The following is a 23,380-nucleotide window of genomic DNA, read 5'->3' on the forward strand; positions in this document are numbered from 1 at the left end:
TTCCACCCTTCAGCGTCACATTCAGTGTGACTACATTGATCTAAAATTGTGTGTATCATAAATGTTTTGCCCATCATGGGCGACCAGGAGCCAGTCCGATTGAGTAAGAATAAACTCTCCAAAGGCCAACAGCGCCGTGTGAACGCCAATCACCAGCGTCGTCTTAAAACGTCCACGGAGAAGCCCGACTACGACGACAACCTGTTTGGCGAAACCGCTGAAGGCATCGTTATCAGCCGTTTTGGCATGCATGCCGACGTAGAGTCTGCTGACGGTGAAATTCACCGCTGCAATATCCGCCGTACAATTCGCTCGCTGGTTACTGGCGATCGCGTAGTCTGGCGCCCGGGTAAAGCGGCGGCTGAAGGCGTGAATGTCAAAGGTATCGTTGAAGCGGTACACGATCGTACCTCGGTACTGACACGCCCCGACTTTTACGACGGGGTAAAACCTATTGCCGCCAACATCGACCAGATCGTTATTGTCTCAGCCATCTTACCCGAGCTGTCACTCAATATTATCGACCGATATCTGGTAGCCTGCGAAACGCTACATGTTGAACCAATTATCGTACTGAATAAGATCGATCTGCTGGATGATGAAGGCATGGCCTTCGTTAACGAACAGATGGATATCTATCGCGACATTGGCTATCGGGTGTTGATGGTATCCAGCCGCACTAAAGACGGCCTGAAACCGCTTGAAGAAGCATTAACCGATCGCATCAGCATTTTTGCCGGTCAGTCGGGCGTAGGTAAATCCAGCCTGCTCAATAATCTTCTCGGCCTGCAAGAAGAGATCCTGACCAACGATGTCTCCGACAACTCCGGTCTTGGACAGCACACTACCACGGCCTCTCGCCTGTATCACTTCCCGCACGGCGGCGACGTTATCGACTCCCCTGGCGTACGTGAGTTCGGACTGTGGCATCTGGAGCCGGAACAAATCACGCATGGCTTTGTCGAATTTCATGACTACCTGGGCCATTGCAAATACCGCGACTGCAAGCATGATACCGATCCAGGCTGCGCTATCCGTGAGGCTGTAGAAAAAGGGGCCATAGCCGAAACCCGGTTTGAAAATTATCACCGCATCCTGGAAAGCATGGCGCAGGTAAAAACGCGTAAAAACTTTTCTGATACAGACAACTGACAACTAAGCTAAGCATCGCTAGAATCGTCCCCCTTTTTTCAGGATCCGGCCCACATGCCGGATCGGGAACAAATTATGGCCTGGAGGCTACCTTGTTAAACTCATTTAAGCTTTCGCTACAATACATTCTGCCGAAACTATGGCTCACTCGCCTGGCGGGTTGGGGTGCGAGCAAACGAGCGGGATGGCTGACCAAATTGGTTATCGATCTGTTCGTGAAATATTACAAGGTCGATATGAAAGAGGCGCAAAAGCCGGACACCGCCAGCTATCGCACCTTTAACGACTTCTTTGTTCGCCCACTGCGCGACGATGCTCGCCCGATTAATACAGATCCAAACGTACTGGTCATGCCCGCTGACGGCGTGATCAACCAGTTAGGCAACATCGAAGAAGACAAATTGCTGCAGGCTAAAGGGCACAGCTATACCCTTGAAGCGCTGCTGGCTGGCAACTATCAGATGGCGGAAAAATTCCGCAACGGTACGTTTGTAACCACTTACTTGTCTCCACGCGATTACCACCGTGTACACATGCCGTGTAACGGTATCCTGCGTGAAATGATGTATGTGCCGGGCGATCTCTTCTCTGTAAACATCCTGACTGCGCAAAACGTACCGAACCTGTTTGCCCGCAACGAACGCGTAATCTGTTTGTTTGATACCGAATTTGGTCCGATGGTGCAGATTCTGGTCGGCGCGACTATCGTCGGCAGCATTGAAACCACATGGGCTGGCACCATTACCCCACCGCGTGAAGGCGTCATCAAGCGCTGGACCTGGCCGGAAGGCGAAAGCGAAGGGTCGGTGGCGCTGTTGAAAGGTCAGGAAATGGGCCGCTTTAAGCTCGGTTCCACCGTCATCAACCTGTTCGCACCTGGCAAAGTTAACCTGGTTGAGCAGTTGCAGGATCTTTCCGTGACCAAAATCGGCCAACCAATGGCCATCTCGACCGAGACTTTCGTGACGCCAGAGACAGAACCGGCCCCGCTGGCGAAAGAAGAGATCGAAGCAGAACACGACGCCAGCCCGCTGGCTGACGACAAAAAAGACGAAAGTTAAACATAGGAATCGCTGCTGTGCGCCTGATTATCACTTTTCTGATGGCCTGGTGCCTCAGCCTGGGGGCGTACGCTGCGACGGCCCCCGATGCCAAACAACTCACACAGGAACTGGAGCAGGCAAAAGCGGCAAAACCCGCTCAGCCAGAAACCGTCGAGGCGCTCCAGTCCGCGCTGAATGCCCTTGAGGAGCGGAAAGGCTCTCTCGAGCGCGCACAGCAATATCAGCAGGTTATTGATAACTTCCCCAAGCTGTCCGCAACGTTACGCGCACAGCTTAGTAACCTGCGCGATGAACCGCGCAATGTGCCAACCGGACTCTCTACCGATGCATTAAACCAGGAGATCCTCCAGGTTAGCAGCCAACTGCTGGAAAAGAGTCGTCAGGCCCAGCAGGAGCAGGATCGCGCCCGGGAAATCGCCGACTCGTTAAGCCAGCTTCCTCAACAGCAAACCGATGCCCGCCGCCAGCTCAATGAGCTTGAGCGGCGCATTGGTACCGCCAACGGCAATTCCGCGCAGAATCAGGCGATGCAAGCTGAATCCGCCAAACTTAAAGCCCTGGTCGATGAACTGGAGCTGGCACAGCTTTCCGCCAATAACCGTCAGGAACTGGCGCGTATGCGCTCCGAACTGGCGGAAAAACAGAGTCAACAACTCGACACTTACCTGCAGGCTTTGCGCAATCAACTCAACAGTCAGCGTCAGCGTGAAGCAGAGCGAGCGCTGGAAAGTACAGAACTGCTGGCGGAAAACAGCGCGGGACTGCCGGAAGGTATTGTCGATCAGTTCAAGGTTAACCGCGAGCTGTCTCAGGCCTTGAACCAGCAGGCGCAACGTATGGACCTGGTCGCCTCGCAGCAGCGTCAGGCTGCCAGCCAAACGCTGCAGGTCCGCCAGGCCTTGAATACGCTGCGAGAGCAGTCTCAGTGGCTTGGGGTTTCAAATATGCTGGGAGAAGCGCTGCGCGCGCAGGTATCCCGTCTGCCGGAAATGCCCAAGCCCCAGCAGTTGGATACCGAAATGGCGCAGCTTCGCGTGCACCGTATGCGCTATGAGGATCTCCTCAACAAACAGCCGCAGCTGCGTCAGATTCATCAGGCCGATGGACAACCGCTGACCGCTGAACAGAGCAGTATTCTCAACGCCCAGCTACGCACCCAGCGCGAGCTGCTGAACTCATTGTTACAGGGCGGCGATACGCTGATCCTTGAGCTGACCAAGCTCAAAGTCTCCAACAGCCAACTGGAAGATGCGCTAAAAGAGGTCAACGAAGCAACGCACCGCTATCTGTTCTGGACGTCAGACGTCAGTCCCATCTCGCTCTCCTGGCCTGTCGACATCGTTCAGGATCTGCGGCGTTTGATCTCATTAGATACGTTTAATCAGTTGGGTAAAGCCAGCATCATGATGCTGACCAGCAAAGAAACACTATTGCCGCTGTTCGCGGCGTTGGTGCTGGTTGGCTTTAGCCTCTCTTCGCGCAAGCACTTCACCCGTTTCCTTGAACGCTCGTCCGCGCGAGTCGGGAAAGTCACCCAGGACCATTTCTGGCTGACAATACGCACGGTATTCTGGTCAATACTCGTCGCTTCTCCGTTGCCGGTGTTATGGGCAACGCTCGGTTACGGGCTGCAGGAAGCCTGGCCTTACCCGCTGGCTGTTGCTATCGGCGATGGCGTTACCGCCACGGTGCCTATGCTATGGGCGGTAATGATTTGCGCCACCTTTGCGCGTCCCAACGGTCTGTTCATTGCCCACTTTGGCTGGCCACGTAACCGCGTCGCGAAAGCCATGCACTACTACCTGATGAGCATCGGGCTGATTGTCCCGCTGATCATGGCGGTGATTATGTTTGATAATCTCAATGACCGAGAATTCTCCGCCTCACTGGGACGTCTGTGCTTTATTCTGATTTGCGGTGCGCTGGCGGTCGTGACCCTGAGCCTGAAACGCGCCGGGATACCGCTGTACCTCGATAAAGAGGGCAACAGCGATAACATGGTCAATAGTATGCTGTGGAATATGCTGATGGGCGCGCCGCTGATTGCCATTCTCGCCGCGGCAGTGGGTTATCTCGCCACATCGCAAGCCCTGCTGGCACGCCTGGAAACATCCGTGGCGATTTGGTTCTTATTACTGGTGGTGTATCACGTCATCCGCCGCTGGATGCTAATTCAGCGCCGCCGCCTTGCGTTTGACCGCGCCAAACATCGACGCGCCGAAATGCTGGCGCAACGTGCGCGGGGCGAAGAGGAACCACCTCATTCCACCAGCCTTGAAGGTACGATCGATGTAGATGAAAGCGAAGTGGATCTGGATGCAATCAGCGCGCAATCGCTGCGCCTGGTACGTTCTATCCTGATGCTTATCGCCCTGCTCTCGGTCATTGTGCTATGGTCAGAAATTCATTCCGCTTTCGGCTTCCTGGAAAACATCTCGTTGTGGGATGTCACCTCCACGGTGCAGGGCGTGGAAAGCTTAGAACCGATAACGCTGGGCGCGGTGCTCATTGCTATTCTGGTGTTTATCATCACCACCCAGCTAGTGCGCAACCTACCCGCGTTGCTGGAGCTGGCGCTACTGCAACATCTGGATTTAACCCCCGGCACCGGTTACGCCATCACCACTATCACTAAGTATCTTCTGATGCTGATTGGCGGCCTGGTGGGTTTCTCGATGATCGGTATTGAGTGGTCCAAACTGCAATGGCTGGTGGCGGCTCTCGGTGTCGGTCTGGGCTTTGGTTTGCAGGAGATCTTCGCCAACTTTATTTCCGGCCTGATTATCCTGTTTGAAAAGCCAATCCGCATTGGCGACACGGTTACAATTCGCGATCTTACCGGTAGCGTGACGAAAATTAATACCCGTGCCACCACTATCAGCGACTGGGACCGCAAAGAGATCATCGTACCCAACAAAGCCTTTATCACCGAACAGTTTATCAACTGGTCGCTATCCGATTCGGTTACCCGTGTGGTGTTAACCATCCCGGCACCGTCGGAGGCTAACAGCGAGGAGGTTACGCAGATCCTGCTGACTGCCGCACATCGTTGCTCGCTGGTTATCGATAACCCGGCGCCAGAAGTCTTCCTGGTTGACCTGCAACAAGGAATTCAAATCTTCGAACTGCGTATTTATGCCGCTGAAATGGGGCATCGCATGCCGCTGCGCCATGAAATCCACCAACTGATTCTGGCAGGCTTCCGCGAGCACGGTATTGATATGCCGTTCCCACCGTTCCAGATGCGTCTGGAGAGCCTCGGTGGTAAGCAAACGGGGAGAACGTTAAGTTCTGCGGGCAGAGGCAGTCGCCCGGCGGGAAGTTTGTAATACCTGAGTAGCCCGGACGAGGGGCGCTAGCACCGACGCCGGGGAAATCCCGGCGTCACTACGTTAGGCCGGGCTACCAGACTATTGGATTACAGGCAGAACTGGTATCGCAGGAAGAAGCGCCATAGCCAAAAGCAAACCAATACCGTCACCGTCAGTAACTGCCAGAAACTACGCTGCTTCCTGTATGCAATGACATAGATATAGGGAATAAAAAGCGGGAGCGTGAAGATAATACCAGCATCACGGATATCATCACTTTCAACATAGGTCATCAGGTCACAAATATTATTAACCCCCAGCCCATCGATAAACCACTCTTTATCCTGGGTAGAGAAAATAATAATCAGAACGAAACTTACTGTTCCCCAGATAACATTCAGCGATATGGCTTTCGAATTCATTCATCCTCCTCGCATAATTTCCATTATTGCTGTCTTTTTCTCAATAATTCGCCGCCCATACTCACTGTATTCACGCTGTTTAGTACCAACCGGAGCAGAAATAGAATCAGTAATGCTTTGAATTTCTCGTTGGGTACCACGATTATATCTTGAGCCAATAATAATAATTTGCTCATCGGTAAGATGAGCAGTATCTTTCCCAGGGTAACTTAACATAATAAGATCGCGCAAATGAAACGCGACAACCCGAATATTAAAGCGATTATCCAGCAGACAATTCGATAGCTGAAACTGCTCAAAAGAGGTCAACTTATCGGGCCTGATGCCCATCGTGCTAGCGGCCACACCCAGCTGTATTGCGATAGAACCAACTGAAGTAGCATTAGATAAGGCCTTATCCTCCCTTCGCGAGATAGTTTCCAGAATTTGTCTGACTTGTAATACACCCACTGACTTAAATCTTTCTGGCGTCCCCCCACCTCTGCTGCAGCGACACCAGCCAACAACAATAGAGGGATTTGGGCTTCCTCAGCCGATTTTTTTAGCATATTTCTATGATAAACTAACCATGCTGTTTTATATATCCATAAATGTGCAGTCCCTGTATCAAAACGCCAATTTGTTGGAAGAGTTTTCCAACGAAGAAAATCCACACCATTCCAATGTGGAAAACCATAGCTGTCGACCTTACAGAAAATAACCGAATCACGCATGTCACTGTCCTTAGCTTAAAAGATAAGTAAACCACTGGATACTACATTAAGCGAGAAACAGAAACATAAAATATCAAAAACATTTAAAGCAATTGATTAAAGATATAATTCACAGTAAATAGCATTTATCTAAAAAATAATTACAACACTAATCTATCGTCCATAAATACCATATTATTTATGGACGATGTGTATGAGTAATAACGTCGCTAACACTCGCACCGGGAAATCCCGGCGTCACTGCGTTAGGCCGGGCTACAGTGTGGGTCTTGTAGGCCTGATAAGCGTAGCGCCATCAGGCAATTCGATACTGATTGCCGGATGGCGGCATTGCCTTATCCGGCCTACACGGCCCAATTTACTCTGTCACCAGAACCGGCTGACGGTCAACGCGGCGGCTGTAGTTCTGATAAATCGCCATCGCCAGCAGCGAGAAGAAGATCGGGCCGCCGGTCATCCACAAGGCACTGTTCCAGTCCCCGGCTTCAATTACCGGCTGGATGATGGTGAACACGTTGGCAAACGTCACCACCAGAACGACCACACCCGTTGCCAGCAGCGTCGCCGCTCGGGTTTTAAAGACCACAAACGGTCTTTCCAGACCCGGACGGGCTTTAAAGAACGGAAACGCCAGTGCCAGGAACAGATACGGCAGCGTCATGGAGACGTTCGCCATCAGCGTCAGTTTGTTATAGAACGCTGACGCCGTATCGCCACCAAATGAAACCAACAGGATAAACAGGCTCACCAGCAGGCACTGTAACCACATTGCCGTCGTCGGCATCCCTACGGCATTCAGTTTGGTCATCGGCGCGGGCCACAACGCCTTCGGCGTGCCCTGAATAATCGCTTTCAGCGGTGAGTAGCTGAGGGTGAAAAAAGCGCCGGTATAGGCAAGGAACATGGAAAGCCCGGTAATACGTGCAAACCATACACCCATCACCATCGCGGTCTCAGGGGAAAGATGCAGCGCATTACCCAACGTCATCCCGAGGCTCTTCATCAGGATATAAGTAATATTGCCGAGGTTGACCGAGCTATTGCTTAATACCTGCTGCCAGTTGGTGCTAACGCCCCATAAAAAGATGGCCAGTGAATAACCAACAGAAATGACAATAGCGGCAAAAACAATACCTTTAGCAAAGTTCTTTTCTGGTTTTTCTGTTTTATCAACCAGTCCCCCTACAGCTTCAATTCCGCCATAAGCAAAAATGGCAAACACAACAAATGACAACATTGCCAGCCCGGACTGATATCCGGGATTAGGTGAGGAGATGAAATTAATATCCTGTGCAAAGTGGCCACCAGTTAATAACAAAATAGCGACACTCACTAACAACAGAACTAAATTAAGACACATTACGGCAATTCCGCCTACTGCCGTAATACGCGCAATCTTATTAATACCCCGGGATGCCACGCAGGTCACCAGGATCATCCAGCCGACGGCGAGCAGCCCGACAACCTGCGTAGGCTCAAGCCCTGCAATACGCCAGTGCTGCGTCATGTCTGCGCCAAACAAGAAGGTTGAAAAAGGTACCCAGACTTTCGCCGCAGTACTTACCATCCATATCACATAAGAAGAAAACCACATAAACGTGCCGATAAAGGCATAGCGCGGTCCAACGCTATTATTCATCCACGAATAGATTCCACCCTCTTCTTTCCGATAGGCAGAACCCATTTCCGCCATCATTAAAGCAAATGGAATAAAGAATAATAATGCAGAAAATATATACCACGGTATTGCACTATACCCCATTAAATAGAATGCGGAGGGGCTATTAGCAAAACCGAAAACTGACGTAAATATCATGAGAATGAGACCTGGCAGGCTCATCTTTTTTATTGTTTGGGTCATTAAACCATCCCTTACTCTGGCAAGCGTTTAGCAAACGCCGCTCACCGGTTGGCACTGCTCTCTTTGCAGAGTTCAGCGATAAAAAAATCAACACAGAATTGATACCTAAACGATATCAAATATCCAGGTGTAAATTGTGGCTATTAGAGGGGAAATGAAAAAATATGCTACAAAGTGGCGATTAAGCCGCCACTTTGTATTGCGGAAGAGTAAGTTATGCGCGATCGACGGTAAATGCGATAACCTCGGCCAGGCTCTCTGCGCCCAGCGCCAGCATCACCAGACGGTCAACACCCAGCGCCACGCCTGAGCAATCCGGCATGCCTACTTTCAGCGCTTCCAGCAGGTTGGTATCGATAGGTTGCTGCGGTAAGCCTCGTGCGGCACGTTTGCGGTTATCCTGTTCAAACCGCTGCTGCTGCTCGCGCGCGTCGGTCAATTCATGGAAACCATTTGCCAGCTCAATACCTTTGTAATAAACCTCGAAACGTTCAGCCACGCGGTGATCTTCGGTACTGATTTGCGCCAGTGATGCCTGGCTAGCAGGGAAATGATACACAAACGTCGGTTTGTCTTTACCAATATGCGGCTCAACGCCCATCGTAAACAGCAGCTGCAGTAAGGTGTCCCGGTCTTCTTCGGTATCGGCGATATTGCTGAGATCCAATTTCGCCGCCACTTCCCGCAGCTGGGCTTTATCCGCAGACAGCGGGTCTATCTCCAGATGACGCTGGAAGGCTTGCTGGTAAGAGAGGCTTTCCGCAGGCGAACAGTCCAGCACCTGCTGAAGCAAATCGTCCACCTCATTCATCAGCCGATACATATCGTAGTGCGGACGATACCACTCAAGCATGGTGAATTCAGGGTTATGATGGCGCCCCATCTCTTCATTACGGAAGCTGCGGCACAGTTGATACACCGGGCCGCACCCTGCCACCAGCAGGCGCTTCATATGGTATTCAGGGCTGGTCATTAAATAGAGATTCATCCCCTGGGAGTGTCCAGGGCCAACGAAACGCGTTTCGAACGGGAACAGATGGATGTCCGTTACCGTTGCCTGACTCATACAAGGGGTCTCAACCTCAAGCACGCCACGATCGGCAAAAAAGCGGCGAATCTCCGCTATAATTGCTGCACGTTTTAACAGATTGGGGATGGACGCGCTCGGCTGCCAGGTTGCCGTTTCGCTCATGGTTGTTTCTCCGATTTAAGACAAGGGCACGAAGTCTACTCGTATCGCGCTAACGAGACAAATTTCAGGCAGCAGTAATCAGCACTGGCAATTGGATAAAAAAAGCGACATAGGGTGGTTTAGTAATTAAATTAATCAAATTCAATGATAATTCCCCCCTGTGACACGCTAAAAAAATCGAACACGTCAAATTTCCCGCACATCCCTAAGACTATACTATTGTACCTATAAAGGAGCAGTGGAAACGCGTTCATAACCTGTTTGAAGCCGATGAAGCATCTGATTTCAGGCGGGGATGAAATAACAACAATCTGGAGGAATGTCGTGCAAACCTTTCAAGCCGATCTTGCCATTATAGGCGCCGGTGGCGCGGGATTACGTGCTGCAATTGCTGCCGCACAAGCAAATCCCAACGCTAAAATCGCACTGATCTCAAAAGTGTACCCAATGCGCAGCCATACCGTTGCTGCCGAAGGCGGCTCTGCTGCTGTCGCGCAGGATCATGACAGCTTTGACTACCATTTTCACGATACGGTAGCAGGCGGAGACTGGCTATGTGAGCAGGATGTCGTGGATTACTTTGTCCACCACTGCCCAACTGAAATGACGCAACTGGAACAATGGGGCTGCCCATGGAGCCGTCGTGAAGACGGTAGCGTCAACGTACGTCGCTTCGGCGGCATGAAAATCGAGCGTACCTGGTTTGCCGCAGATAAAACCGGCTTCCACATGTTGCATACGCTGTTCCAAACATCTTTGCAGTTCCCGCAGATTCAGCGCTTTGACGAACACTTCGTTCTGGATATCCTGGTGGACGAGGGTCATGCCCGCGGCCTGGTTGCCATGAACATGATGGAAGGCACGCTGGTGCAGATCCGTGCTAACGCAGTCGTAATGGCAACGGGCGGCGCTGGTCGTGTTTACCGTTACAATACCAACGGCGGCATCGTAACCGGCGACGGTATGGGCATGGCGCTGAGCCACGGCGTTCCGCTGCGTGATATGGAGTTCGTTCAATATCACCCGACGGGTCTGCCAGGCTCCGGTATCCTGATGACAGAAGGTTGCCGTGGTGAAGGCGGTATCCTGGTCAACAAAAACGGCTACCGTTATCTGCAAGACTACGGCATGGGTCCGGAAACCCCGCTGGGCGAGCCGAAAAACAAATACATGGAACTCGGTCCGCGCGACAAAGTTTCTCAGGCTTTCTGGCACGAATGGCGCAAAGGCAACACCATTTCCACTCCGCGTGGCGATGTGGTTCACCTGGACCTGCGTCACCTCGGCGAGAAAAAACTGCTCGAACGTTTACCGTTCATCTGCGAACTGGCGAAAGCTTACGTGGGTGTCGATCCGGTTAAAGAACCGATCCCGGTACGTCCGACCGCACACTACACCATGGGCGGTATCGAAACCGATCAGCACTGTGAAACCCGCATTAAAGGTCTGTTCGCTGTCGGCGAATGTTCCTCTGTTGGTCTGCATGGCGCTAACCGTCTGGGCTCTAACTCCCTGGCGGAACTGGTGGTCTTCGGTCGTATGGCCGGTGAACAAGCTGCGGAACGAGCTGCAACGGCTGGCGCTGCAAACAGTGCCGCTCTTGACGCACAGGTTGCTGGCGTTGAAAAACGTCTGAAAGATCTGGTTAACCAGGAAGGTAACGAAAACTGGTCTAAGATCCGTGATGAAATGGGTATCTCCATGGAAGAAGGTTGCGGTATCTACCGTACGCCGGAACTGATGCAGAAAACCGTTGATAAGCTGGCGGAACTGCAGGAGCGCTTCAAGCGCGTACGTATCACTGATACTTCCAGCGTCTTCAACACCGACCTGCTGTACACCATCGAACTGGGTCACGGTCTGAACGTTGCTGAATGTATGGCGCACTCCGCTCTGGCACGTAAAGAATCCCGCGGCGCGCACCAGCGTCTGGATGAAGGCTGCACCGAGCGTGACGACGTGAACTTCCTCAAACACACCCTCGCCTTCCGCGATGCTGACGGGACGACTCGCCTGGAATACAGCGACGTGAAAATCACCACTCTGCCACCGGCTAAACGTGTTTACGGTGGCGAAGCGGAAGCAGCCGATAAGAAGGAGAAGGCGAATGGCTGAGATGAAAAACCTGAAAGTTGAGGTGGTGCGCTATAACCCGGAAACCGATACCGCGCCGCACAGTGCTTTCTACGAAGTTCCTTATGATGAAACCACGTCACTGCTGGATGCGCTGGGCTACATCAAGGATAACCTGGCACCGGACCTGAGCTACCGCTGGTCCTGCCGTATGGCAATCTGCGGCTCCTGCGGCATGATGGTCAACAATGTACCGAAACTGGCGTGCAAAACCTTCCTGCGTGATTACACAAACGGCATGAAGGTTGAAGCGCTGGGCAACTTCCCGATTGAGCGCGATCTGGTCGTCGACATGACGCACTTTATCGAAAGCCTGGAAGCGATCAAACCGTACATCATCGGTAACCCGCGTACACCGGATCAGGGTCCAAACACCCAGACTCCGGCGCAGATGGCGAAGTATCATCAGTTCTCCGGTTGCATCAACTGTGGTCTGTGCTACGCCGCGTGTCCGCAGTTCGGCCTGAACCCTGAGTTCATTGGACCGGCTGCGATTACGCTGGCGCATCGTTACAACGAAGATAGCCGCGACCACGGTAAGAAGGAGCGTATGGCTCAATTGAACAGCCCGAACGGCGTCTGGACCTGTACTTTCGTGGGCTACTGCTCCGAAGTCTGCCCGAAACACGTCGATCCGGCTGCGGCCATTCAGCAGGGTAAAGTTGAAAGTTCAAAAGACTTTCTTATCGCTACCCTGAAACCACGCTAAGGAGTGCACGATGACGACTAAACGTAAAGCCTATGTGCGGCCAATGACGTCCACCTGGTGGAAAAAGCTGCCATTTTATCGTTTTTACATGCTGCGTGAAGGCACGGCAGTCCCGGCAGTCTGGTTCAGCATTGAACTGATTATCGGCCTGTTTGCACTCAAGCATGGTGCAGAGTCCTGGATGGGCTTTGTCGCCTTTTTACAAAACCCGGTGGTGGTAATCCTTAACATTATCGCCCTGGCAGCAGCGCTGCTGCATACCAAAACCTGGTTTGAGCTGGCACCAAAAGCAGCCAACATCATCGTAAAAGACGAAAAAATGGGGCCAGAGCCGATCATCAAAGGTCTCTGGGCAGTCACTGTGGTTGCTACAGTAGTCATACTGTTTGTTGCCCTGTTCTGGTAAGGAGTCCGGAATGATTAATCCAAATCCAAAACGCTCTGACGAACCCGTATTCTGGGGCCTGTTTGGTGCAGGCGGTATGTGGAGCGCAATCATTGCGCCGGTAATGATCCTGCTGGTAGGCATTATGCTGCCGCTGGGCTTTGTTCCTGATGCTTTCAGCTATGAACGCGTACTGGCATTCGCTCAGAGCTTCATCGGACGTGCGTTTCTGTTCCTGATGATCGTTCTGCCGCTGTGGTGTGGTTTACACCGTATGCACCACGCGATGCATGACCTGAAAATCCACGTGCCGGCTGGCAAATGGGTATTCTACGGACTGGCAGCTATCCTGACCGTTGTAACGGCGATTGGTATTCTGACCATCTAAGTACATGCGTTAATTATCAGGCCCGCCATTGGCGGGCCTTTTTTATTTGTGCAGCACCCCGGTCAACCAACGGGAAAATTCACGCATCGCGGGCGTCTCCGGGCGAGATTGCAAACGCGTTATCCAGTAGCTTCCCAAATCAATCTGCGTTAAAAACGGCTGAACGATACGTTCACTGCTGAGTAAATGCGTGAACATTCTGACTGGCGCAATTGCCACACCGATCCCCGCCTGAGCGGCTTCCAGCATGGTGACGGACGAATCAAACACCATCACATTGTGCGTCGGTGACGGAGGCGCCTCTCCGGCCGCCTGCATCCAAAGCGCCCACTCATCCCGCCGATACGATCGCAATAACGGAAATTTCAGGATGTCCGCAGGCGTTTGAATCTGCGAAGCCAATGTTGGCGAACACAGTGGAGACATCAGCGCGCTACATAAATATTGCGCATCGGTATCGTGCCAGGCTCCCCCACCGTAGCGAATGGTATAATCCAGCCCTTCGGCGGCGGGATCCACGCGATTATTATGGGTAGAAATATGCAAATCAATATGTGGGTAACTGCGCTTAAAATCGCTCAGAAGCGGGAAAAGACAGCCGATAGCAAAGGTTCCCACTACGCCAATTTTAAGTTTTTCCTGGGTCTGTTTAGTGGCAAAACGATCCAACATCCCCGCCATACGATCGAAGGAGTCATTAAGTACAGGTAACAGACTTTCCCCTTCAGTCGTCAACATTAATCCACGAGAACCGCGCACAAAAAGCTGACAATTCAGCTGCTGCTCCAGCGATTTTACATGCTGGCTGATGGCAGAATGCGTCACGTTGAGCTCAATCGCAGCGCGGGTAAAGCTGAGATGTCTGGCCGCGGCTTCAAAAGCCCGCAGCGAGTTAAGAGGGATATAGCTACGCGTCATCATCCGGCCTGTTAGAAAAACTTATATCTGCTGCTAAATTTAACCGTTTGTCAACACGGTGCAAATCAAACACACTGATTGCGTCTGACGGGCCCGGACACCCTTTTGCTTTTAATTACGGAACTGATTTCATGATGAAAAAATCGATATGCTGCGCACTGCTGCTGACAGCCTCTTTCTCCACGTTTGCTGCCGCAAAAACAGAACAACAAATTGCCGATATCGTTAACCGCACCATCACACCACTGATGCAGGAGCAGGCTATTCCGGGTATGGCCGTGGCGATTATCTACGAGGGGAAACCTTATTACTTTACCTGGGGTAAAGCCGATATCGCCAATAACCACCCAGTCACGCAGCAAACGCTGTTTGAGCTAGGGTCGGTCAGTAAGACGTTTAACGGCGTGTTGGGCGGCGACGCTATCGCCCGCGGCGAAATTAAGCTCAGCGATCCGGTCACGAAATACTGGCCAGAACTGACAGGCAAACAGTGGCGGGGTATCAGCCTGCTGCACTTAGCCACCTATACAGCGGGTGGCCTGCCGCTGCAGATCCCCGATGACGTTACGGATAAAGCCGAATTACTGCGCTTTTATCAAAACTGGCAACCACAATGGACTCCGGGCGCTAAGCGTCTTTACGCTAACTCCAGCATTGGTCTGTTTGGTGCGCTGGTGGTAAAACCTTCAGGTATGAGCTACGAAGAGGCAATGACCAGACGCGTCCTGCAACCATTAAAACTGGCGCATACCTGGATTACGGTTCCGCAAAGCGAACAAAAAAATTATGCCTGGGGCTATCGCGAAGGGAAGCCTGTACACGTTTCTCCGGGACAACTTGACGCCGAAGCCTATGGCGTGAAATCCAGCGTTATCGATATGGCCCGCTGGGTTCAGGCCAACATGGACGCCAGCCACGTTCAGGAGAAAACGCTCCAGCAGGGCATTGAGCTTGCGCAGTCTCGCTACTGGCGTATTGGTGATATGTACCAGGGATTAGGCTGGGAGATGCTGAACTGGCCGCTGAAAGCTGATTCGATCATCAACGGCAGCGACAGCAAAGTGGCATTGGCAGCGCTTCCCGCCGTTGAGGTAAACCCGCCAGCACCTGCCGTGAAAGCCTCATGGGTGCATAAAACAGGATCCACAGGCGGATTTGGCAGCTACGTTGCCTTCGTTCCAGAAAAAAACCTTGGCATCGTAATGTTGGCAAACAAAAGCTACCCCAACCCGGCTCGCGTCGAGGCGGCCTGGCGCATTCTTGAAAAACTGCAATAACTGACAGAGGGGTCCGGTAAATCGGACCTCCTTTCTTGCTCTTTTTTCCCTGCTGTCATCTACACTTAACAAAAAACAGTAAGGAAAACACTATGCGCATTCTGCCCGTCGTTGCTGCAGTTACGGCTGCATTCCTGGTTGTCGCTTGCAGCTCCCCAACACCGCCGAAAGGCGTTACCGTGGTGAATAACTTTGATGCCAAACGCTATCTGGGAACATGGTATGAAATTGCGCGCTTCGACCATCGTTTCGAGCGCGGGTTGGATAAAGTGACCGCAACGTACAGCTTGCGCGACGACGGCGGCATCAACGTTATTAACAAGGGCTATAACCCTGACAGGGAGATGTGGCAGAAAACGGAAGGGAAAGCCTATTTCACCGGCGACCCAAGCACGGCCGCGCTTAAAGTATCATTCTTCGGCCCCTTCTATGGTGGGTATAACGTAATTGCACTCGACCGGGAATATCGTCACGCGCTGGTTTGCGGTCCGGATCGCGACTACCTGTGGATCCTTTCACGGACTCCAACTATTTCAGATGAAATGAAACAGCAAATGTTAGCCATCGCGACCCGGGAAGGGTTTGAGGTGAATAAGCTGATTTGGGTGAAACAGCCTGGCGCTTAGTGAGTGCTCAGCTTCAGACCAATAATGCCAGCAACGATCAGCCCAAGGCTCAGCAAACGCGCCGGGCTGGCAGATTCACCCAGCAGCAAAATCCCTGTAATGGCCGCCCCGACAGCGCCAATGCCGGTCCAGACCGCATAAGCGGTTCCTACAGGTAATGTGCGCATTGCCCAGGAGAGCATGGCAATACTAACGATCATCGCCGCAATAGTGATAATGCTTGGCGTAAGACGCGTAAAACCGTGGGTATATTTCAGGCCAATCGCCCAGACGACTTCGAGCAAACCTGCAATTAATAAAACGATCCAGGACATATCAGGCTCCAGAACAATGGGGCCGTCCCCGGTGAAAGAAGCGTTTGCAGGTCGTCCTACAAAGCTGATGTGTGAAATGGCATTTTTGCCCGGAAGAAAATGAATTTCAACCTTTTTATTCATTGCCTGCTAAAAGCAAGAATTAAGCATAATTAGCGGCGTAGTTCCCGCATTTGGCACTCATCGGAGTTCTCTATGATGAAGGGCTTTCTGAAACCGGAAAGTCGATTGCCCCTCTTCTGAATGCGAAACGTTTATGCTTAAAATTTTAGTGATTGACCGGTGCCACTTTACCCGCACAGGGATAGAGGCCTTGCTTAATCATTCTGGCAGGTTCAGCTCTTCATTTCTGGTATCAGGAATCAATAATCTCCTGTTAGCAAAAGAGCATATTTTGCAATGGAAACCGCATCTGGTGATCGCGGATTTATACAGTTTTATTAGCGAGACGCACTCCAGTCCGCCAATTAACCCTTTTTTTATGAGTTGTGGCGTTATCCCACTGATTTTACTGCAATCAGCAGATAGACAGCATGCCCCCATCGCGCCCTCTCAATCCGTCGCCCATTCGGTCTTGACCAAGCACACCACGCTGAACACACTCTCCCACACAATTCAGGAAGCACTTCAGGTTCGCCCCGCATTAGAAATCCCCAAAAACGCCACGCCTTTGCTTACGCCGCAGGAGGAGAAAGTATTATCAATGTGGATGGATGGTGTGAGTAACAATGCCATTGCCGCCGCACTCAGCATTCATGGCAAAACGGTCTACACCTATAAGCGGAATATCCGTATGAAACTGCACCTGGGGAACCGCTTCTCGCCGTTTCTGTCACTCCCAGGGAAGGGAGATTAACGGTACGACACGACGTCGTACCGTTCTTCATTATTGCTGAGCTTTTGTCGCTGCACCAGAAATGGCGCTACCGCCTTCAGAAATATCCTGTCCTACGCCTCGTGTGGTATTACACGCGGTTAAAACGGAAGAAAGTACCAACACAGAAAAGATCGCAGCAATTGTCTTCTTAACCATAACGTCTTCCTTTTCTAGCCAATATTGTTTGTGTATAGCTACTTAATAATAGACAAGATCTGGGAGTGTGATGGATAAACAATCGTTTTTAAGACTATATGAAAGGATTAGCTGGCAGCGTGAGAGATTGAATTGCCAAGATGTTTGATGTCTTCACCGAAGCCGCGCGCGGTATTGCATCCCGTCAGGAGGGTGCTGGTGAAAAGGAGTAGCATTACAAGACCGAGAAGACGTTTCATCATTCCTGCCCTGGAAAAAGTATGGCGCAGCAACCTGCGCCATAAGATCAAATGGAAGACTTATTTTACGCGAGAAACGTATTCGCCGGAGCGGGTATCCACTTTGATCACTTCGCCGATCTGTACGAACAGCGGAACTTTAACGACTGCGCCGGTAGACAGGGTAGCCGGTTTGCCGCCAGTACCAGCGGTATCGCCTTTCAGACCTGGGTCGGTTTCAACAACTTCCAGCTCAACGAAGTTCGGCGGAGTTACGGAGATCGGCTGACCGTTCCACAGGGTCACGATGCATTCAGCCTGGTCCAGCAGCCATTTAGCGTTATCGCCTACCGCTTTCTCGTCAGCAGCCAGCTGTTCGAAAGTGGTGTTATTCATAAAGTGCCAGAACTCACCGTCGCTATACAGGAAAGTCAGGTTCATGTCGGCTACGTCTGCGCCTTCAGCGGAGTCAGTAGACTTGAAGGTTTTCTCTACGCGAGTACCGGTCAGCAGGCGACGCAGCTTAACGCGCGCAAACGCCTGGCCTTTACCTGGTTTAACGAATTCGCTGGCTTCAACCGCATAAGGTTCGCCGTCCAACATGATTTTAAGACCAGCACGAAAATCGTTGCTATAGTACGTTGCCATAAGGCCCTCTGAAAATTGTTAACTGGTAGCTAAGCCACAAAATGGCGCATATTGTAACCCTAAATACCCCATCCAGAGAAGATTGGTTATCGCAACTTGCCGATGTTGTGACCGATCCCGATGAACTTCTGCATCTTTTGAATATAGACGCAGATGAAAAACTGTTGGCCGGACGCGATGCGAGACGGCTTTTCGCCCTGCGCGTGCCGCGCGCGTTTATTGCCCGCATGGAGAAAGGTAACCCGGACGATCCGCTTTTGCGTCAGGTACTTACCTCCCAGGAAGAGTTTGTTGCCGCGCCAGGCTACTCAACCGACCCGCTGGAAGAACAGCACAGTGTGGTTCCCGGTCTGCTGCATAAATATCGCAATCGGGCACTGTTGCTGGTCAAAGGCGGTTGTGCGGTGAATTGTCGCTATTGCTTCCGTCGACACTTCCCATATGCCGAAAACCAAGGCAATAAGCGCAACTGGCAGGTCGCTCTCGACTACATTACCGCGCATCCTGAGCTGGATGAAATCATCTTCTCTGGTGGCGATCCGTTAATGGCCAAAGACCACGAACTGGACTGGTTGCTCACGCAACTGGAAGCCATTCCGCACATTAAACGCCTGCGTATTCACAGCCGTTTGCCGATAGTGATCCCTGCGCGCATTACCGAAGGACTGGTCGAACGTTTTGCGCGCTCCTCTCTGCAGATTCTGCTGGTCAATCACATTAACCATGCCAATGAAGTTGATGAGACGTTTCGCCAGGCGATGAGTAGTCTGCGCGCCGCGGGCATTACGCTACTCAACCAAAGCGTATTGCTGCGTGGCGTGAACGATAACGCACAAACCCTGGCTAACCTTAGCAACGCACTATTTGATGCCGGTGTGATGCCCTATTACCTGCACGTGCTGGATAAAGTACAGGGTGCCGCCCACTTTATGGTCAGCGATGATGAAGCACGTCACATTATGCGTGAACTGCTGACACTGGTTTCCGGTTACATGGTCCCCAAACTGGCGCGTGAAATTGGCGGAGAGCCAAGTAAAACGCCGTTGGACCTGCAGTTACGCCAACAATAACCATTATTGAGTGTCCGATTCCGGACACTCGCTATCGATCACGATTATTTAATATCCCTGCAGGTGGAGCCGCACTTTTAATATGTGCTATTTTAACTCGCAGCGCGCAATTAGTTATTTGCAAAAAATATAAATCAAGTCAAATCTAGATTTTCAATAAATATATGGTTAGGGAGAACCTTTGATGGCTATAAGTATTAAGGGTGTTAATACCGGCGTTATTCGTCAAAAGAATGAATTTGTTGCCTTGGCATTGAAGATTAAAGAACCAAGAAATAAAGAGTCGCTGTTTTTTCTCTCTCCGCTTGGGCTAAGAGATCTGCTTATCGCGCTCGAGAGCAGGCTCTATATGAAACACCAGCTTAGCGAAGACGCACGTTTGCAATATGAAAAAGAACGTGACAAAGCCAGCAAAAAGATGCACGAAAACATTCCGTTAATTCAGGAAGATGAGCTAAAAAATGCGGATATTAACCGTCGCATAAATTCACTGACGTTAGTGGATGATAAAGGGGAAAACTTATCATTTTCTCTGACACTGCATGATGGCAAAACAGATGAATTACTGGTTAATGAATTACAAATTCAGGTGTTGGCGCATGCAATTATTCATGCAAAAAATAATGCTGGCATGCGGGATTTAGCGCTACGAATTACATCGCTGCTGGATTTCCTGCCGCTGTACGATGTGGATTGCCAGCAAAACGACAATCTGGAATACGACTCTTATACACAACCCGAATGGAAACATAACCTGTTTAATCATTATCTGGCGATTATTTACCGCTATACGGATGATAAAGGAAAAGCCCATTTCTGTGGTTCGGTAGTAAAAACTCGCGCCGCTTCCGGCAGCAAAGAGGCCGAAGCCATTACTCGCCGTCTGCTCGATTTCAGCCCACGGCTGAAAAAACTTGCCGGTGTACCGTGCCAGGTGTTTATCAGAACGTTGACGGGTGATAAGACGCAAAAGCTCAATCAGGATCAGTGCCTGCGCGCACTGCATCATTTACGCGTTCAGTCTGCACATAAGACTCAGAATGCCTGATGGCGCTGCGCTTATCAGGCCTACGATTGCATGAGTCTGTCCAGGCCACTTTATTACACAAAATCATTCAATCTGCATCGCGGCGGCAAGCGAAGAAAATCCCCAGGAGCATAGATAACTATGTGACTGGGGTTTCACAGCGCATCCAACAAAGAGGCTGGTTGAAGGATGAAGTGTAATCAGTTAGGGCACTTATAAACCTGTCCAATCATCTCACTGGCGGTAGGAACAAAGCTGGACAGCATTCCCTGCGATGGGCTGCTGACGCCATAAATCACATTACCGCCCATTGCCGCAGCCTGGTTACGCAGATCGTTTGCTGCGCCACGCATTGAGCCGCCCTCTTCGCCGTGCTGGCCAGAAAGCCAGTTGCTTTGCTTACCGGTTGCCGTGCCTATCAGTTGGCACTCTGCGCCAGGCTTGTCTTCGACAAAGCGTACGCTTTGCCCGGCTGAACTCAGTTCGTTGCTGGAGCTACAACCCGCCATCAGTAGCGCGGCACCAACGATCCCTGCTAAATATTTCACGTGCATGTCATTCCCCATGATCAATTAGTTGGACGTTATGTCCGTAGCTGAATCATATACTAAAAAGATGACCAAAAGAAAAACCCCCGGACATTTCTGCCCAGGGGTTTCTCAATTCTGAGAGGTTCAGAACAACATGATTACATCATGCCGCCCATTCCACCCATGCCGCCCATACCACCAGCAGCACCTAAGTCAGGAGCATCGCCTTTCGGCAGGTCGGTAACCATGCACTCGGTGGTGATCATCAGACCCGCAACAGAAGCCGCGTACTGCAGAGCAGAACGAGTTACTTTGGTTGGATCCAGGATACCCATGTCGATCATGTTGCCGTATTCTTCAGTTGCAGCGTTGTAACCGTAGTTACCGTCACCGGCTTTCACGGTGTTAGCCACTACAGACGGCTCTTCGCCGCAGTTCAGTACGATTTGACGCAGTGGAGATTCCATTGCGCGCAGCGCAACTTTGATACCTACGTTCTGGTCTTCGTTCTGACCTTTCAGGCCGGCAATTTTAGACGCTACGCGAATCAGCGCAACGCCACCACCAGCAACCACGCCTTCTTCTACCGCAGCACGGGTAGCGTGCAGGGCATCTTCAACGCGGGCTTTCTTCTCTTTCATTTCAACTTCAGTCGCAGCACCAACTTTGATAACCGCAACGCCGCCTGCCAGTTTCGCTACGCGCTCCTGCAGTTTTTCACGGTCATAGTCGGAAGTTGCTTCTTCGATCTGCTGACGAATCTGAGTCACGCGACCCTGGATTGCAGCTTCGTCGCCCACGCCATCGATGATGGTGGTGGTATCTTTGTTGATAACAACGCGTTTCGCCTGGCCCAGATCTTCCAGAGTTGCTTTTTCCAGCTCCATACCGATCTCTTCAGAGATAACGGTACCACCGGTCAGGGTAGCGATATCCTGCAGCATTGCTTTACGACGATCGCCGAAGCCAGGTGCTTTAACCGCAGCGACTTTCACGATACCGCGCATGGTGTTAACAACCAGAGTTGCCAGCGCTTCGCCTTCAACATCTTCAGCGATGATCAGCAGCGGTTTGCCTGCTTTCGCTACAGCTTCCAGAACCGGCAGCATTTCGCGGATGTTGGAGATTTTCTTGTCAGCCAGCAGGATGAACGGGCTTTCCAGTTCTACTGCGCCAGTTTCCGGCTTGTTGATGAAGTAAGGAGACAGATAGCCACGGTCGAACTGCATACCTTCAACCACGTCCAGTTCGTCCTGCAGACCGGTACCGTCTTCAACGGTGATCACGCCTTCTTTACCGACTTTGTCCATCGCTTCAGCGATCAGTTTACCTACGGTTTCGTCGGAGTTTGCGGAGATGGTACCAACCTGAGCAATAGCTTTAGAGTCGGAGCACGGTACGGACAGTGCTTTCAGTTCTTCAACAGCAGCAGCGACAGCTTTGTCGATACCACGTTTCAGATCCATCGGGTTCATGCCCGCAGCAACGGCTTTCAGACCTTCAGTGATGATGGACTGAGCCAGTACTGTTGCGGTGGTGGTACCGTCACCTGCAGCGTCGTTCGCTTTAGAGGCAACTTCTTTCACCATCTGCGCACCCATGTTTTCGAACTTGTCTTCCAGTTCGATTTCACGTGCTACGGAAACACCATCTTTAGTGATGGTCGGTGCACCGAAAGATTTATCCAGAACTACGTTACGGCCTTTTGGACCGAGGGTAACTTTCACTGCATCTGCCAGTACGTTTACGCCGCGCAGCATTTTCACACGAGCGTCGTTACCGAATTTTACGTCTTTAGCTGCCATTTTCTCTTTCCCTTAAATTCGTATGTTCAGTGTCGTTCGCGGATTAGGCTTCAACAATTGCCAGGATGTCGCTTTCAGACATGATCAACACTTCTTCATTGTCGATCTTCTCAGATTTAACACCGTAGCCATCGTTGAAAATAACGATATCGCCGACTTTCACGTCCAGCGGCTGTACGGTACCGTTGTCCAGGATGCGACCCTTACCGACAGCGATGATTTCGCCACGAGTTGATTTACCTGCTGCAGAACCAGTCAGTACGATGCCGCCAGCAGATTTGGATTCAACTTCTTTACGTTTGACGATCACACGATCATGTAACGGACGAATACTCATTGATAGCTCTCCTTTGAGAAAGTCTTTATCAGTTATGGGTGACGCCGGCCCGTAAACGGTTTCCCGGCTAGTGACCAGAGAGATGGGGATGGGGTTTTGTGCCTTCAAGGGGGCAAGCGAAAAAAATTTTTTATCAGCAGAAAATCCCGTCAAAATGCCGACCTGCCTCACATTCCATAACGATTTCAGTCACGTCGTCATAAGCAAATCCGATTGTGATACCATCAAAAATCTGCGTTGTAGCCCG

At 51.3% G+C, this 23,380-nt stretch carries 23 protein-coding genes and 1 pseudogene; 12 read left to right on the forward strand and 12 right to left on the reverse strand.

The window, feature by feature from the left end:
* Positions 1-99: 99 nt before the first annotated feature.
* From rsgA to mscM, 3 genes are all read left to right on the forward strand, one after another.
* Positions 100-1,152, forward strand: a complete 1,053-nt coding sequence (gene rsgA / locus GFB57_RS02185; RefSeq protein WP_003025561.1) for a small ribosomal subunit biogenesis GTPase RsgA — start codon at positions 100-102, stop codon at positions 1,150-1,152.
* A 92-nt stretch (positions 1,153-1,244) separates the two neighbouring features.
* Positions 1,245-2,213, forward strand: a complete 969-nt coding sequence (gene asd, locus GFB57_RS02190; protein ID WP_003025559.1) for an archaetidylserine decarboxylase — start codon at positions 1,245-1,247, stop codon at positions 2,211-2,213.
* 17 nt (positions 2,214-2,230) lie between these two features.
* On the forward strand, positions 2,231-5,545 hold the full coding sequence (mscM, locus tag GFB57_RS02195) for a miniconductance mechanosensitive channel MscM (RefSeq protein WP_003025557.1): 3,315 nt from the start codon (positions 2,231-2,233) through the stop codon (positions 5,543-5,545).
* Positions 5,546-5,634: 89 nt separating this feature from the next.
* Here the strand turns inward: mscM and GFB57_RS02200 are convergent, their stop codons facing one another.
* The 4 genes and pseudogenes from GFB57_RS02200 to epmA all read right to left on the reverse strand — a co-directional run bounded on the left by GFB57_RS02200 (position 5,635) and on the right by epmA (position 9,715).
* Complete coding sequence (locus GFB57_RS02200) at positions 5,635-5,949, reverse strand: YjeO family protein (protein WP_003025555.1); 315 nt, start codon at positions 5,947-5,949, stop codon at positions 5,635-5,637.
* Positions 5,950-6,662, reverse strand: a pseudogene (locus tag GFB57_RS02205) (hypothetical protein). It abuts the gene before it with no gap.
* Between the two features lie 358 nt (positions 6,663-7,020).
* Positions 7,021-8,523 carry a glutamate/gamma-aminobutyrate family transporter YjeM gene (yjeM, locus tag GFB57_RS02210; protein WP_003025549.1) on the reverse strand — a complete coding sequence of 501 codons (1,503 nt, stop codon included), beginning with the start codon at positions 8,521-8,523 and terminating at the stop codon, positions 7,021-7,023.
* A gap of 214 nt (positions 8,524-8,737) precedes the next feature.
* Positions 8,738-9,715: an elongation factor P--(R)-beta-lysine ligase gene (gene epmA / locus GFB57_RS02215; RefSeq protein ID WP_003025546.1), complete on the reverse strand. Its 978-nt coding sequence runs from the start codon at positions 9,713-9,715 to the stop codon at positions 8,738-8,740.
* Positions 9,716-10,039: 324 nt separating this feature from the next.
* On the opposite strand from epmA, the gene frdA reads away from it, so the two are divergent.
* Genes frdA through frdD form a run of 4 tightly spaced genes read left to right on the forward strand, consistent with a single transcriptional unit; the run spans position 10,040 to position 13,330 of the window.
* Positions 10,040-11,830, forward strand: coding sequence for a fumarate reductase (quinol) flavoprotein subunit (frdA, locus tag GFB57_RS02220; RefSeq protein ID WP_003025543.1), 1,791 nt, complete (start codon positions 10,040-10,042; stop codon positions 11,828-11,830).
* Positions 11,823-12,557: a fumarate reductase iron-sulfur protein gene (frdB, locus tag GFB57_RS02225; RefSeq protein WP_003025540.1), complete on the forward strand. Its 735-nt coding sequence runs from the start codon at positions 11,823-11,825 to the stop codon at positions 12,555-12,557. The genes frdA and frdB overlap by 8 nt, the downstream gene beginning before the upstream one ends.
* 10 nt (positions 12,558-12,567) lie before the next feature.
* Positions 12,568-12,963, forward strand: a complete 396-nt coding sequence (gene frdC, locus GFB57_RS02230; protein ID WP_003025537.1) for a fumarate reductase subunit FrdC — start codon at positions 12,568-12,570, stop codon at positions 12,961-12,963.
* A gap of 10 nt (positions 12,964-12,973) precedes the next feature.
* Positions 12,974-13,330, forward strand: a complete 357-nt coding sequence (frdD, locus tag GFB57_RS02235) for a fumarate reductase subunit FrdD (protein WP_003025535.1) — start codon at positions 12,974-12,976, stop codon at positions 13,328-13,330.
* 42 nt (positions 13,331-13,372) lie between these two features.
* On the opposite strand, the gene ampR is transcribed toward frdD, so the two are convergent.
* Complete coding sequence (gene ampR, locus GFB57_RS02240) at positions 13,373-14,248, reverse strand: LysR family transcriptional regulator AmpR (protein WP_003025533.1); 876 nt, start codon at positions 14,246-14,248, stop codon at positions 13,373-13,375.
* A 134-nt stretch (positions 14,249-14,382) separates the two neighbouring features.
* On the opposite strand from ampR, the gene blaCMY reads away from it, so the two are divergent.
* Complete coding sequence (blaCMY, locus tag GFB57_RS02245) at positions 14,383-15,525, forward strand: CMY-2 family class C beta-lactamase (RefSeq protein ID WP_003025525.1); 1,143 nt, start codon at positions 14,383-14,385, stop codon at positions 15,523-15,525.
* A 92-nt stretch (positions 15,526-15,617) separates the two neighbouring features.
* Positions 15,618-16,151, forward strand: coding sequence for a lipocalin family protein (locus GFB57_RS02250; protein ID WP_003025522.1), 534 nt, complete (start codon positions 15,618-15,620; stop codon positions 16,149-16,151).
* Here the strand turns inward: GFB57_RS02250 and sugE are convergent.
* Positions 16,148-16,465, reverse strand: coding sequence for a quaternary ammonium compound efflux SMR transporter SugE (gene sugE / locus GFB57_RS02255; protein WP_000118520.1), 318 nt, complete (start codon positions 16,463-16,465; stop codon positions 16,148-16,150). The genes GFB57_RS02250 and sugE overlap by 4 nt on opposite strands.
* A gap of 256 nt (positions 16,466-16,721) precedes the next feature.
* Here sugE and GFB57_RS02260 point away from each other — a divergent pair, with 256 nt between their 5' ends.
* Complete coding sequence (locus tag GFB57_RS02260) at positions 16,722-17,321, forward strand: LuxR C-terminal-related transcriptional regulator (RefSeq protein WP_003025485.1); 600 nt, start codon at positions 16,722-16,724, stop codon at positions 17,319-17,321.
* Positions 17,322-17,351: 30 nt separating this feature from the next.
* Here the strand turns inward: GFB57_RS02260 and ecnB are convergent, their stop codons facing one another.
* The 3 genes from ecnB to efp form a co-directional block, all read right to left on the reverse strand.
* Positions 17,352-17,498 (reverse strand): lipoprotein toxin entericidin B, encoded by a 147-nt coding sequence (ecnB, locus tag GFB57_RS02265; protein WP_003025482.1) that lies wholly within the window; start codon positions 17,496-17,498, stop codon positions 17,352-17,354.
* A 107-nt stretch (positions 17,499-17,605) separates the two neighbouring features.
* Entirely contained in the window at positions 17,606-17,740 is a 135-nt protein-coding gene (ecnA, locus tag GFB57_RS02270) for a lipoprotein antitoxin entericidin A (RefSeq protein ID WP_003830568.1), read from the reverse strand.
* Positions 17,741-17,797: 57 nt separating this feature from the next.
* Positions 17,798-18,364: an elongation factor P gene (gene efp / locus GFB57_RS02275; protein WP_003025478.1), complete on the reverse strand. Its 567-nt coding sequence runs from the start codon at positions 18,362-18,364 to the stop codon at positions 17,798-17,800.
* Positions 18,365-18,405: 41 nt separating this feature from the next.
* Here efp and epmB point away from each other — a divergent pair, with 41 nt between their 5' ends.
* Both epmB and yjeJ read left to right on the forward strand, forming a co-directional pair.
* Positions 18,406-19,434 (forward strand): EF-P beta-lysylation protein EpmB, encoded by a 1,029-nt coding sequence (gene epmB / locus GFB57_RS02280; protein ID WP_003025475.1) that lies wholly within the window; start codon positions 18,406-18,408, stop codon positions 19,432-19,434.
* A gap of 184 nt (positions 19,435-19,618) precedes the next feature.
* Positions 19,619-20,482, forward strand: a complete 864-nt coding sequence (gene yjeJ / locus GFB57_RS02285) for a YjeJ family protein (RefSeq protein WP_290366929.1) — start codon at positions 19,619-19,621, stop codon at positions 20,480-20,482.
* A 179-nt stretch (positions 20,483-20,661) separates the two neighbouring features.
* On the opposite strand, the gene GFB57_RS02290 is transcribed toward yjeJ, so the two are convergent.
* From GFB57_RS02290 to GFB57_RS02300, 3 genes are all read right to left on the reverse strand, one after another.
* Entirely contained in the window at positions 20,662-21,015 is a 354-nt protein-coding gene (locus GFB57_RS02290; RefSeq protein ID WP_003025468.1) for a DUF4156 domain-containing protein, read from the reverse strand.
* A 134-nt stretch (positions 21,016-21,149) separates the two neighbouring features.
* Positions 21,150-22,796, reverse strand: a complete 1,647-nt coding sequence (groL, locus tag GFB57_RS02295; RefSeq protein WP_003025464.1) for a chaperonin GroEL — start codon at positions 22,794-22,796, stop codon at positions 21,150-21,152.
* 43 nt (positions 22,797-22,839) lie between these two features.
* Positions 22,840-23,133 carry a co-chaperone GroES gene (locus GFB57_RS02300; RefSeq protein WP_000027827.1) on the reverse strand — a complete coding sequence of 98 codons (294 nt, stop codon included), beginning with the start codon at positions 23,131-23,133 and terminating at the stop codon, positions 22,840-22,842.
* Between the last annotated feature and the right edge of the window lie 247 nt (positions 23,134-23,380).

The sequence above is a fragment of the Citrobacter sp. S39 genome (assembly GCF_009495675.1).
In the GTDB taxonomy this organism is placed as follows: Bacteria; Pseudomonadota; Gammaproteobacteria; order Enterobacterales; family Enterobacteriaceae; genus Citrobacter; species Citrobacter freundii.

Excerpts from the sequence above, each read along its gene's own strand:
- GFB57_RS02200 (WP_003025555.1), bottom strand. The coding sequence starts at position 5,949 with ATGAATTCGAAAGCCATATCGCTGAATGTTATCTGGGGAACAGTAAGT.
- yjeM (WP_003025549.1), bottom strand. The coding sequence starts at position 8,523 with ATGACCCAAACAATAAAAAAGATGAGCCTGCCAGGTCTCATTCTCATG.
- epmA (WP_003025546.1), bottom strand. The coding sequence starts at position 9,715 with ATGAGCGAAACGGCAACCTGGCAGCCGAGCGCGTCCATCCCCAATCTG.
- frdB (WP_003025540.1), top strand. The coding sequence starts at position 11,823 with ATGGCTGAGATGAAAAACCTGAAAGTTGAGGTGGTGCGCTATAACCCG.
- frdC (WP_003025537.1), top strand. The coding sequence starts at position 12,568 with ATGACGACTAAACGTAAAGCCTATGTGCGGCCAATGACGTCCACCTGG.
- frdD (WP_003025535.1), top strand. The coding sequence starts at position 12,974 with ATGATTAATCCAAATCCAAAACGCTCTGACGAACCCGTATTCTGGGGC.
- ampR (WP_003025533.1), bottom strand. The coding sequence starts at position 14,248 with ATGACGCGTAGCTATATCCCTCTTAACTCGCTGCGGGCTTTTGAAGCC.
- blaCMY (WP_003025525.1), top strand. The coding sequence starts at position 14,383 with ATGAAAAAATCGATATGCTGCGCACTGCTGCTGACAGCCTCTTTCTCC.
- GFB57_RS02250 (WP_003025522.1), top strand. The coding sequence starts at position 15,618 with ATGCGCATTCTGCCCGTCGTTGCTGCAGTTACGGCTGCATTCCTGGTT.
- sugE (WP_000118520.1), bottom strand. The coding sequence starts at position 16,465 with ATGTCCTGGATCGTTTTATTAATTGCAGGTTTGCTCGAAGTCGTCTGG.
- GFB57_RS02260 (WP_003025485.1), top strand. The coding sequence starts at position 16,722 with ATGCTTAAAATTTTAGTGATTGACCGGTGCCACTTTACCCGCACAGGG.
- ecnB (WP_003025482.1), bottom strand. The coding sequence starts at position 17,498 with ATGGTTAAGAAGACAATTGCTGCGATCTTTTCTGTGTTGGTACTTTCT.
- ecnA (WP_003830568.1), bottom strand. The coding sequence starts at position 17,740 with ATGATGAAACGTCTTCTCGGTCTTGTAATGCTACTCCTTTTCACCAGC.
- efp (WP_003025478.1), bottom strand. The coding sequence starts at position 18,364 with ATGGCAACGTACTATAGCAACGATTTTCGTGCTGGTCTTAAAATCATG.
- epmB (WP_003025475.1), top strand. The coding sequence starts at position 18,406 with ATGGCGCATATTGTAACCCTAAATACCCCATCCAGAGAAGATTGGTTA.
- yjeJ (WP_290366929.1), top strand. The coding sequence starts at position 19,619 with ATGGCTATAAGTATTAAGGGTGTTAATACCGGCGTTATTCGTCAAAAG.
- GFB57_RS02290 (WP_003025468.1), bottom strand. The coding sequence starts at position 21,015 with ATGCACGTGAAATATTTAGCAGGGATCGTTGGTGCCGCGCTACTGATG.
- groL (WP_003025464.1), bottom strand. The coding sequence starts at position 22,796 with ATGGCAGCTAAAGACGTAAAATTCGGTAACGACGCTCGTGTGAAAATG.
- GFB57_RS02300 (WP_000027827.1), bottom strand. The coding sequence starts at position 23,133 with ATGAGTATTCGTCCGTTACATGATCGTGTGATCGTCAAACGTAAAGAA.